This is a genomic window from Flagellimonas sp., assembly GCF_965233845.1.
In the GTDB taxonomy this organism is placed as follows: Bacteria; Bacteroidota; Bacteroidia; order Flavobacteriales; family Flavobacteriaceae; genus Flagellimonas.
Genome location: NZ_OZ247584.1, coordinates 78,142 through 90,450, shown reverse-complemented (window position 1 = coordinate 90,450; position 12,309 = coordinate 78,142). Strand labels below are relative to the sequence as shown.

General features: G+C 40.6%; 6 protein-coding genes and 1 tRNA gene. 4 read left to right on the top strand and 3 right to left on the bottom strand.

Annotated features, from left to right (window positions below; genetic code table 11):
- Positions 1-19: 19 nt before the first annotated feature.
- From ACO6S0_RS00415 to ACO6S0_RS00405, 3 genes are all read left to right on the top strand, one after another.
- Entirely contained in the window at positions 20-5,614 is a 5,595-nt protein-coding gene (locus tag ACO6S0_RS00415) for a DUF6443 domain-containing protein (RefSeq protein WP_422350083.1), read from the top strand.
- A 16-nt stretch (positions 5,615-5,630) separates the two neighbouring features.
- On the top strand, positions 5,631-5,981 hold the full coding sequence (locus ACO6S0_RS00410) for a hypothetical protein (protein WP_422350082.1): 351 nt from the start codon (positions 5,631-5,633) through the stop codon (positions 5,979-5,981).
- Positions 5,982-7,730: 1,749 nt separating this feature from the next.
- Entirely contained in the window at positions 7,731-8,558 is an 828-nt protein-coding gene (locus tag ACO6S0_RS00405) for an ion channel (RefSeq protein ID WP_422350081.1), read from the top strand.
- Between the two features lie 571 nt (positions 8,559-9,129).
- Here ACO6S0_RS00405 and ACO6S0_RS00400 read toward each other — a convergent pair.
- The 3 genes from ACO6S0_RS00400 to ACO6S0_RS00390 all read right to left on the bottom strand — a co-directional run bounded on the left by ACO6S0_RS00400 (position 9,130) and on the right by ACO6S0_RS00390 (position 10,808).
- Positions 9,130-10,146: a hypothetical protein gene (locus tag ACO6S0_RS00400; RefSeq protein WP_422350080.1), complete on the bottom strand. Its 1,017-nt coding sequence runs from the start codon at positions 10,144-10,146 to the stop codon at positions 9,130-9,132.
- Between the two features lie 23 nt (positions 10,147-10,169).
- Positions 10,170-10,478 carry a hypothetical protein gene (locus tag ACO6S0_RS00395; protein WP_422350079.1) on the bottom strand — a complete coding sequence of 103 codons (309 nt, stop codon included), beginning with the start codon at positions 10,476-10,478 and terminating at the stop codon, positions 10,170-10,172.
- Between the two features lie 248 nt (positions 10,479-10,726).
- Positions 10,727-10,808: transfer RNA gene (locus ACO6S0_RS00390), tRNA-Leu, on the bottom strand.
- A gap of 96 nt (positions 10,809-10,904) precedes the next feature.
- Between ACO6S0_RS00390 and ACO6S0_RS00385 the strand changes: the two genes are divergently transcribed.
- Entirely contained in the window at positions 10,905-12,296 is a 1,392-nt protein-coding gene (locus ACO6S0_RS00385; protein ID WP_422350078.1) for a dipeptidase, read from the top strand.
- The last annotated feature ends 13 nt before the right edge of the window (positions 12,297-12,309 follow it).

Sequence of the window (12,309 nt, the reverse complement as noted above, 5' to 3'; positions counted from 1 at the left end):
ACACATTAAAAAGACAAAAATGAACTTCAATAAAATAATAAATCCTAAAAAACAATTTTTTATAGGATTACTGTTTCTGGTTCTTTCTTCCATCAGTGCGCAGGCTCAGGTTACTCTTCAAGTTCCAGCATCCGCCGTAGTTGGTGACAGTATTACCGTAAGCCTATCGAGTTCGGCGGGCACCGATACACAATGGTGGTTGGAAGGGAGCGCTCAGGCAACGATCTTTGGCAGCAATAACAATGCGTTCAGGTTGATCATGACCAATAGCGGAACCTTGGTGGTCCGTGCACGCATATTGGACGATACAACAGTGATACATGATCTGACAGAAAGTTTCCCTGTATCTGGAGGAGTGCCAAACGACCCAGGTAATCCCACAGTCCTTTCCAATAACTGTGGTGCGCCTGTGCTTCAGCGTACCGGATTTACCACAGAAACAGGGGACACTTGGTATTGGCAAGGAACTGACGATGACGGATTTCATACGACCATGGGAAGCGGATCTACCTACACTGCCCCAGGTAGCGGAACCTATTATATTCGTGCACGGAGCACCACTGGGGAATGGAGTCCCGGTTTGGGTAGTGTAACGGTTACAGCGAATGACCTGGACCCAGGCTCAATTACAATCACCGGTACCCAGATCATTTGTTATGGAACGGATTCACCGTTAATATCCAGTAGCGAAGATTCAAGCCACGGGACTACCTATGACTATCAATGGCAGGTTTCGACCAATAACAGTACATGGACCAATGTTTCAGGTGAGACAGATAAAAATTTTGACCCTTCCACAAACCTAACCTCGGACCGCTGGTACAGGCGTGGAGTTACCTCCTGTGGTGGTAACCAGACAGTATACACGACACCGGTAAAAGTTACGGTAATGGATCCCCTGAACGCGGGTACCTTAAATACGGTGGCCAAAATTTGTTATAATGGCGATCCGCCAAACCTTACCAGCGACTTAGGTCCCAGTAATGGTTCTGTATATTCCTATCGATGGGAAAGCTCTGTGGATGACACCAATTGGAACCCCATTACTGGGGAGACATTGTCCACTTATGACCCCCCGGCAGGGTTAACAACTCCAACATACTACCGAAAGGTGGTTATGTCCTGCGGACAGACCGATGAGACGCCCAGCATCTTGGTAGACGTTTACGACCCCCTTACCGCTGGGTCCATCCAAGGAGAACAGGTGCTTTGCTATGGTGCCAATCCTGGACCCATAACCAATTTGACCTTGCCTACAGGAGGAAAGAACGACTATGAATATGTATGGGAATCTTCCCCCAGCGGAGCCAACGGTACCTGGGCCCCAATCACGGGAGAGGACCTTGCAAACTATACCCCGGACCCCAATGCCACCGTCACCACCTATTATCGTAGGGGTGTCAAATCATGCAATTATACCTTGTTTGCAGAAGTACCCGTAAAAATTGAGATATTGCCCCAATTGCTGGACCCAATTGGATCACAGACTGTCGAGGTCTGTACTGGAAACACGGTGACCTTGGTTTTGGCACCTGGTAGCAATGCCAATACTATCAGATGGTACGATGTTGCCAATGGAGGGATACATTTGGCCGAAGCGACAAGTTTTACCACCCCGGTGCTCAGTGCCAATACCAGTTATTATGCATCCAGTTACAACACAACGACACAATGTGAATCCACTACTAGGGTACAGGTCGATGTCAACATTACTGCGATGATCACTTGGTATGCCGATAATATTGATCAGGACGGGCTCGGAAACCCAGCGGACTCCTTGGTCCAGTGCGACCAGCCAGCGGGTTATGTCCAAAATGCGCTGGACAATTGCCCGGACCAATATGATCCCAGCAATACCTGTGTTCCCATTAGCAGTGATCCGGAGACCCATAACTACATCTATACCCGAACCTACCAAAGTGAGATGGCTACGGTACCGATCAACAAATTTGGGAATGATGATGCCTATATCCAGCAAATCACCTTTTTTGACGGTTTGGGAAGGCCACAGCAGCAAAATGCCATCCGTCAGTCACCGGACAAAAAGGATATCATAACCCATATAGGCTATGACAGCATTGGGCGGCAGGAACTGGAGTGGCTGCCCCTGTACGAACCGGTGGGTTCTTTGGGCGAATTCCGTACCGGCAGCCAGGAAACGGCCACCCGCAACTACTACAAGGATCATGTGGATTATGGTCTGGATTTCCCGACCACAACAGGGATAGAAGTAAACGCCTATTCCCAAAAAGAATTTGAACGATCTCCATTGAACAGGATCTTGAAACAGGCTGCACCAGGGGAGGACTGGAAATTGGGCAATGGACATGAGGTCGTGTTTGCGTATCTGACGAATGACGCTCAAGACGGTGTGCGTCGTTTTGAAGTACTCCTCAACGAGAACGGTAACACCTTTGAACCCAGCCTGGTAGAAGAAAGTGCCGGTGTAGAGTACGGCATTGGTGAGCTGTACAAGAACATTACATATGACGAAAACCATACTTCAGGCAAAAACCACAGTACCGAGGAGTTTGTGGACAAACTGGGCCGGGTGGTGCTCAAACGCACCTATGCCGATTTGGGAGGTCAATCCCAGGTAGCGCACGAGACCTACTATATATATGATGACCATGGCAACCTTACCTACGTACTACCTCCAAAAATGGATGCCGGTACGGCTACATTGGCAACCATCAATTCGAATCTCGCTGATCTCGGCTACCAATACGTTTATGACCACCGTAACCGTTTGGTGGAAAAACAGCTGCCGGGCAAGGCCAGGGAATATATCGTTTACAACAAACTGGACCAGCCGATAATGACCCAGGACAGCATACAGCGCGTTTCTGGCGAATGGTTGTTTTCCAAGTACGATATGTTTGGACGCGTGGCCTACACCGGGAAGGCAGTGGAGATGGATGGCGCAAACCCTGCCTCTAGAGCTTATGTACAGGGCAATGCCGATAATAACAGTAACACATGGGAAGAACGTGGCAGTGGTTTTGCCATGGACAATGTCACCGTGGAATATGGTAATACTGCATATCCCACCACTGCCGCGATTACAGAAGTCCTTACCATCAATTACTACGATGATCATAATTTTGACCGGGCCAACGAGGGCACCCCGCCCACGGAAGTCTTTGGATTTTCGGTGGATGGTAGGACCAAGGGCCTTGCCACTGGGAGCAAGGTAAAGGTATTGGACCCCAATGCCATCCCGGGACAGGAAACCTGGATTACCACCATTACCCGCTACGACGACAAGGGAAGGCCCATCTATACCTATGGCCAGAACGACTATCTGCAGACCACGGACGTAGTGGAGAGCCAGCTGGACTTTGTGGGCAAACCTATAAAGGTACGCAGTCAACATACCCGCAATGGGAACACTGTTGTGACCTTGGATAACTTTACCTACGACCATAGGGGCCGCTTGCTAAAACAGACTCAATGCATTGGCGATGACACTCTTGGAGAAAGTTGTGCAAACATCATATATAATGATATCTTGGTACTTGATCAATCCTCCTATACCACCGACCAAACCGCAACGGACAGGATCGAGGTAAAGGCCACCAGCAATCCCGTGACCTTGAGTGGTACCTTGATATTACGAGTAGATCCAACGGCTAACAGCGGCGGTGGCGGAAGCACAAACGAAGAACTTATTGTATATAACGATTACGACAAGCTGGGACAGTTAAAGTCCAAAAAAGTGGGTGGCAACCCAAATGCCAGTACCCTGGGTCTTCAGACTGTGGACTATGCCCATAACATAAGGGGATGGCTCAAGCGCATCAACGAGGACACTCATGATGACAACGACCTCCTTAATTTTGGGATAAACTATAACAGTTCACAAAATGGCTCTACCCCTCTTTACAATGGAAACATTTCCCATACGGAATGGAGGACGGCCAATGACGGCAAAAAACGCTTTTATAATTATACCTATGATGCGCTGAACAGGATCAAAGTAGCTGGCTATAATTCGGAACTGTCCGATGAGCCGGGCTGGTTCAATGTGACCAACATCAACTATGACAAGAACGGCAACCTTCAGTCACTTGATCGTGCTAAAATGGGAAGTCCAACGGCAGGAGCTCCGATGGACTACCTAACCTATACCTATGACCAGGGCAATAGATTGTTGGCCGTGGAAGAACAGCATGATGGAGCTGGAAGCTTTGAAGATGGTAGCAACTCCGGAAATGATTACACCTACGATGCCAACGGCAACATGACCAGCGACACCAACAAGGGGATTACCTCTATTGGATATAACTACCTGAATCTTCCTACAAGTGTTGTGATAAACGGCCAAACAATTTCCTATATTTACGACGCCGCGGGCACCAAGTTACGGAAGAACGCGGAAGGTTCTGTGACAGACTATGCCGGTAACTACGTATATACCGATAACAACGGGACACCTGTGTTGGAGTTCTTGAGCCAACCTGAAGGGTATATAACATCGGATGGACAAGGTGGTTACGACTATATATATCAGTACAAGGACCACTTGGGCAATATACGATTGAGTTATACAGATGGTAATGGGGATGGGGATATAGATGTTACAAGTGACCCTATGACGACTGAAATTGTGGAGGAAAACAACTACTACCCCTTTGGCCTTAAACACAAAGGGTACAACATTGGCGGTGCAACGTCATTTGGTAACAATGTGGCACAGCGGTTTAAATATAATGGGAAAGAGTTTACGGATGCCCTAGGTTTAAACCTTTATGAATATGGGGCGAGGATGTACGATCCTGCTGCTGCTTACTTTACTTCTGTAGACCCTAAAGCTGAACTTTTTGAATTTCAAACCCCGTACGCCTACGCAGCCAATAATCCGATTTATTTTGAAGAGAAAAATGGAGAGTTTCCTTTTCCGCCAGGATGGAAAAAGGGAGCGAGGGCATTCCTAAACTTTTTAGCTTCTAAAACAGACAATAAGGTTGCTCAATTTGCCGTCGGTTGGGTTGAAGCTGGGGTGGAGAGTCTACCTGATCCTCAAACCGACACAGAAGATTACCTAAATCAGAAAGTTGCAGGGGTAAAGCAATTAGTCGATGGAGATTACAAGAGTGCAGCGGTAAATTTGAACCTTGCAGGCTCTGGTGATGCTACTGCCGCTGCAAAGGAAGTCAGCGCAATCAAAAAGGGTGATGCCAGAGCAATTGGAAGGGTTTCAAGACAAGGGGCTGAAACCGTAGCTGCTGTTGTTGCACCTGCAAAACTTAAACTGAAAACAGCTAAGCCAAAAGCTCCTGTTGTTGTAAAGCCCATGACAATGAAAGGTAAAACAATTAAGCATACCTTTACAAAACATGGAAGTCAGAATACAGATCAATTGATTAAGCAGGCGAAAGGAAGTGGGAATCCTCAAGGACAATGGTTAGATAATGTTGCTGCTGAGGATTTTATTGCTAGGAATTTGGACAAAACTAAAAATGGTTCTGTGACCATAGAGATCCCGGAAGGGCTTGGAAGGGTAGTAAATCCCGATGGAACATTTACTCCAGCAACTCATGCAAGATTGGTTCCAAGCGGCTCTGGTGTAAAAACTGCGTATCCTGGAACAATAGAAACTTTGCCAAAATAATGTTAATTTAATATAGATGGCAGTGAAACCTAATTATGAACTACTGAAGAAAGCTTCAGCCGATTTGGGACTGAATTTTGAAACTCAAGATTGGGGAATTATCAATTCATCTTCTTCAAGAATATTAGATTTTATGGATTATTTTCATTCTTGTAAGCATGAAAATCAATCCATCCAATATGAATTGTTTGATTTAATAGTAGCTTCATTTAATGATGCAATTGTTGAGGATAAATCAAATTTTAAATTGGTAAAAACCTTTGTTGACTTCATTGCAAATAATCATAATAATGAATTATTTGCACCAATATTGGATTATTGGAGAGGCATTAGGAACCAGGATTATCCCGTTGGATTTTTTTGGTAGAAATGAGGTGTGTCGTGAGAGGTTGTCTAAGAATTTCCCTCCGCTACCGCTAGTTTACAACTAGGGGTTTGCAACCAACAACCAGTCTCTTTTTTAGGGGCTGGTTTTTTATTTAAACGGATGACACTTTCCAATACTGTTTTTCAACAGTATTCAAGGTTTTGGGATTGAAAAACACTATATGAAATCATATAATGTCAAAAGGTTTTAGCAGCACTTCATTATTTTTAAGATTCTGATTTCTAATTTTTTATACAGATTTTAGCAATATCACTTATAAAATCGTTGGGGAAAGGTTGGAAAAAAAACAGGATTTGGATTTTTTTATATACTTGAATACATAAACCAAAATGATTCCAACAAGAACTGAAATTCTATCAGAAAGGAGATTGACCAGTATATCTTTCAATACTTCCATAAACCCAAAGTACAAAATACTATAGACACTTATTTTAAACTTGGATTATTTTTTACCAGTAAAAAACTTCATTCATCAAAAAATACTGAAACTACTGAATTTGATAGTTCATGTTACAGCGTCTTTTCAAATAATTGATTCTCTTTAACAACCAAGTTTGAATTGGATGTCCTTTTTTGCAACAATCCCCATGAATATATTGCTTTCCAGAGGTTGTCAACAGCATGTCCTTTTAGACTGATGACAATTGTTTTTAGCTTGAACCAATAATCTTTAAACATGATGGCTGTATATATAATTTTAATTTTTTGTGTTTTCATAGTGGTGATGACCACTCTTTTGAATTTTATTAAAAGAGATAGGATTAAATTAATTGGAGACTTCTTTGCCAAAGTGATTCCAACAATACCCTTCACAGGAATTGCAAAACTTTGGATTGATTTTAAAAAGAGAAGTTCAAATAAAATTTGAGACGATTTGAAGTGTAAAACCAATGAACAATAAAAAGGCTCCAAGTCTAATGTTTCGGTTCTTTTTTCGTGCTCTTATCCTCAATTGCTTTAAACGTTCCCTATCACGGAACAAAGTATCATAATTTACTGGTTGTGAATTAAAAAACATTAGCAAAGCTCCTACTATGTCAAAAAATAAGCCCATCGAGTTAACTACCGTTGAAATATCCATGTTTGAAAAATTTATAGAGGCTTGTTTACGTCAGGAATAATGTAAATAATGACTTTGAAATGAAAAATCCAGAGTACTAGAAATAGAACTAAATGTTATACCACGCTTGTACTATCGAGAATTTTGTATGGGTTGGTTGTTTCCGTTATTCTAAATAATTCTAACAAAGCGAACTTTTGTTCGCACAATTGATACAAAAGTTAGAAGAAATACGAACTATTGTTCGCTTTTAACTTCGCATGCGTGAGTTTAGGTTTTTTTATATAGGCAAGTACAGAAACAAACGTAGCTCCCAATACAAAAGAAATTGCATCTGATATAAGGTTTATTGCTATGTCTTTAAAAGTTTCCACATAGTAAAGATAATAATATTGTCTTGGCCTTAGATGGAAACTAAGTTGCAAAAAACTCGGAATAAAAATCTTGGTTCACATCAAGTATATTACTGTACGGTTTTTGAAACTCCCCCGCTAGCCCCAGTTTATAACTAGTGACCTTAAACCAACAACAGCAACTCTTTTATGGGTTGCTGTTTTTTTCATTCGAACACACCCTCTGCCCTTTTTGGATGGTTAAGTGGACCAGTGATATTCAAAGTTTTCTTTATCTTGATTATTTCTGTTATTTTTCCTTTATAGAACAATATAATGAGGAGAAAAATATTCAAAGTATTTATTCTGTTTCTTCTAGTACAAATCGTTTTTTCGATTATCTATTACAGACTATATAAGAACGATAACCGTAATTTTTTCTTCCTTAAAGAAATACTATCGACTCAGGTCTCTAAAGTCAAGCAGGATTTATATCAAGAAATCTTAATTATAGACAAAGAATATTCGAATATCCGAACCGACTCAACCCATCTATCGCAAACTATTGGACAAGTAAAATTGGCGGAAGGGTTAATTGAGAATATTAGTTTTAAGGAGTTGCAAGAAAACATCTTTGGTTCAAAGCTCACGAATTATCAAGGTGCACTTTATGATATGGAACTGATCGATCCTTTAGGTAGAAGGGGAATGGCCCCACCAGGAAAACAAGGAGACCAATTACTGATTCTTAAGTTTGAATGTTATGATAAACGAGACTTTTCCAAGCGATTTAGCCTCAACATAGAAACAGATGTATTGGGTCGAGGGTCTCAATTTTTAATTGAACAAGAACAAAGAAAAATTTTACTTAAATCACTTGAATCCTACCGGAAATCAAAAACCACCGAATTGAAGGGTGAGCTTAATAAAGTGCTATCCACAAAGAACAAAAAAGAAAAAGAGTTAAGGGATGTAGAGCTCGAGAATACTGATGTATGGACGTATTGGGATTTTTTGTATTTCAGTTTTACTAAAGTCAGTAATAGTGACATACTACCCAATTCATCATTTACACGTGTTATTGTTGTTTTTCAAATTCTAATTGAAGTATTTATTGTTGGATTTCTCATTTCCATAGTTGTAATAAAAAGAAAATATAAATAATACTTCAGGGAAATATCCCCTTTGCTACCACTAAATTTTATCTTGAGGTTTTAAATCAACAACCAATTTCTTTATTGAGGCTGGTTTCTTTCACCAATCCAATCTCTCTCCCCTTTTTAACTGGTTAACTGGTCCAAGTGTTGTTTACCTGCAAAAAAAACTAACCGAAATCCTTATGGTTTCATTAGACACTTAAATTATTTTCTAAATTTAATAACCTAGATGACCTTGTTAGGGATTTCGATGCTTTAGACCAAACTCAGTGATATTAAACCTCAATAAAATCAAAGCAGTATTTTAATCCTGGACTATTCAAAGAACGATGAGTTACATATCTGTTATTGCCATATTGGAGTTGGAAAAGGCCAGGCTTATTGGAACTCTAATAGCAAGGGTTTGTAGGAGTTTGACAAAAGGCAATCTAATTAATAAATGTGTTTCCAAACCAGACTGCTCGGATTGTTACTCCACAGCAAGTTATATTTTAAAATGAAAGTGGTATAGAAGAAGGCTGATGTAAGGCTATAAAAGATTGTCTAAATCTAAATAAAAGAGTTTTCAAAACTCAATCCTAGAAAATAACAAATCTCAGGACATAGTATAATATGGACAAAATGACAATCAACATAATTAACCCAGAAATTGCCGAATTTCTCTTTTCACTTTTTGGGTCAAAAAAGAATGCCCTGATCAAAGAAACCACAAAGGTGAGATAAAAAACAAAAAACAATTTGATAAGAATAGTCTTAAAAAGCGTGTCACTAACAAAGTAGCCATAATTTGTAACCAACAAGGCTATGAATGCAGCCAATACTAAAATATTGAATACACCCTTCAAGTTGTACCTGCGTTGATAATCCGTTGTAATGTAGTGGAGATTTAAGTTAATGATATCTTGTGCGCTGACAATAAAAACATCCCCTGGTATTGGTTTTAATTGACGTTTCTTATTGCTACTGTGGTTACCTTTTTTGTAGATAGATGCCTTTGACAAATATATATACTCCAGTTCGTGATTGTTATTGATTGTATAACTTTTTACAACGCCACTATATAACCTTGGTTCTTCATTTTCAATTCTAACCAAGATATCTGCTCGAACTTCAATTACCTTTCCGTTTAGCAGTCCTTTATAGGATTTAAATCCTTTTATTTCTCCATTGAAATAATAGTTCCAATGGTTCCTAAACCTTAAAACTGTAAACCATCGATCAACTCGTAAAACTCTTACAAACCCCCAGCTTATCACTGCAAGCAAAAAGGAGACCAACAACATTAAACCAATATAGATAAGAACATTCCAAAGAATATCTAAATCAAACAATGTTTCAGGAAGTACATTCTTTGCAAGTTCTCCATAGAATTCTTTGATGCCATTACCATCAATTTTACGCCAGTAGTATTGGTATATATTGGCTGTAAGATACTGGATGAACAACCCTGGCAATACACTTGCCATAATAGCATGAGCAAGTGTTTTTGAATTAAATTGCTTAGTAAATTCCCCTTGAAAGTAAAATCTTCGAAAGACTACACCTGGTACAATTATAAATAGGAAAAGAATTAGCGTGTCTAGTGCGATTGACATGCTATAAAGCTACGGAAAGTCAATTACAATCTAATGGTAATTTTTCCATTTTGCAATTGAACGTCTTCCACAAGTTCCTTTATTTTATTGTTTCTTGCGTTTTCCAATTGTTCTTCGAGCATATCATTAATTGCCTGAGAAACCTTAAGCCTATCAGATTCATTTGTAATTATTTCAGAGTTTTCCACCGAAATTGAATCATCATGCCCAAAAATATCTGAAATTTGTTCTAATGATATTGCAAATGCATCTCTAACCCCCCTTAAAGCATGCAGAATGCCTTTATTAAGGGCTGGCAAATTACTGAATATTTCCATGGCAAGGGAGGACAAGGGTTAGTTAGCGAACGCTTAAAAATAAAAAAATATCACTAACTAACTGTTAATATTTCGATTAATTACATCATTATATACGTAAAAATCATACCAACCTAACTTTTAACAAATACAATTAACCTCTCATTAACATTTAATAGTCTAATAATATTCTTAAAAAATCAATTGTTGGGAAATGGTTGGGAAACATAAGAACAAAAAAATCGCAAAGAACTGATATTTAGTTATTTGCGATTACTTATATGTGCGGGTGAAGGGAGTCGAACCCCCACGCCTCGCGGCACTAGATCCTAAGTCTAGCGTGTCTACCAATTCCACCACACCCGCAAAAGGAGTGCAAATATAAATCAATTTTCCGATTACTAAATACTCTCTTTTTAAAAACTTGTTTTTTGTACTTTTAGTGACCCTTTAAAATACTTCATGGAACAAATTAAAAACTACATTGAAACCCATAAAGATCGCTTTATTACTGAGTTGATCGAACTACTTAAAATTCCGTCCATAAGCGCAGATACCGCTTTTTCCCAAGATGTTTTGGAGACCGCCAAAGTGGTGGAAAAATCGCTAATAGCAGCAGGCTGTGATAAAAGCGAAATCTGTGAAACCAAGGGATATCCCGTGGTTTATGGGGAAAAAATAATAGACCCAAATCTCCCCACAGTGTTGGTCTATGGCCATTACGATGTGCAACCTCCAGATCCACTGGAACTTTGGACCTCTCCCCCGTTTGAGCCCGTCATAAAGAAAACCGAATTGCACCCGGAGGGCGCAATTTTTGCTAGGGGAGCTTGCGATGATAAAGGTCAGATGTACATGCACGTAAAGGCGGTGGAATTTATGATCAAAAACAACCAATTGCCCTGTAACGTCAAATTTATGATTGAGGGTGAGGAAGAGGTAGGAAGCGATAGCTTGGCTGACTTTTTGGAATCCAACAAGGAAAAGCTGGCCAATGACATCATTCTTATTTCAGATACCGGTATGATGGCCAATGATGTTCCCTCCATCACCACAGGCCTACGCGGATTAAGTTATGTAGAGGTAGAGGTCACCGGACCTAACCGTGATTTACATTCGGGAATCTATGGTGGAGCGGTTCCCAACCCTATTAATGTGCTGAGCAAAATGATTGCCTCCCTGCATGATGAAAACAACCATATTACCATTCCTGGATTTTATGACAAAGTGGAAGAAGTATCGGCCGAAGAACGTGCGGAAATGGCCAAAGCTCCTTTTAGTCTGGATGCCTATAAACAAGCCTTGGACATTGCTGATGTTTATGGAGAGAAGGGCTATACCACTTCGGAACGTTATTCCATCCGTCCTACGTTGGATGTGAACGGTATTTGGGGCGGTTATACGGGAGAAGGTGCCAAAACTGTGATTGCCAGTAAAGCCTTTGCCAAAATATCCATGCGCTTGGTTCCTGACCAAGACCCGGATGAGATTACAGAACTGTTCACCAAACACTTTGAGTCCATTGCCCCCAAAAGTGTGAAAGTCAAGGTTACCCCACATCATGGTGGCCTTGCCTATGTTACCAAGACCGATAGTATTGGATATAAGGCCGCGGCCAAAGCATACGAAACCACTTTTGGCAAGACTCCCATACCCGAGCGTACGGGTGGAAGCATTCCCATTGTGGCTCTTTTTGAGCAGGTTTTGGAAAGTAAGACCATTTTAATGGGCTTTGGTTTGGACAGCGATGCCATTCATTCCCCCAACGAGCATTTTGGGGTTTGGAACTATTTGAAAGGGATTGAGACCATTCCGTACTTTTACAAATATTACAGCGTTTTAATGAAGGAATAATTAATTCCTACCT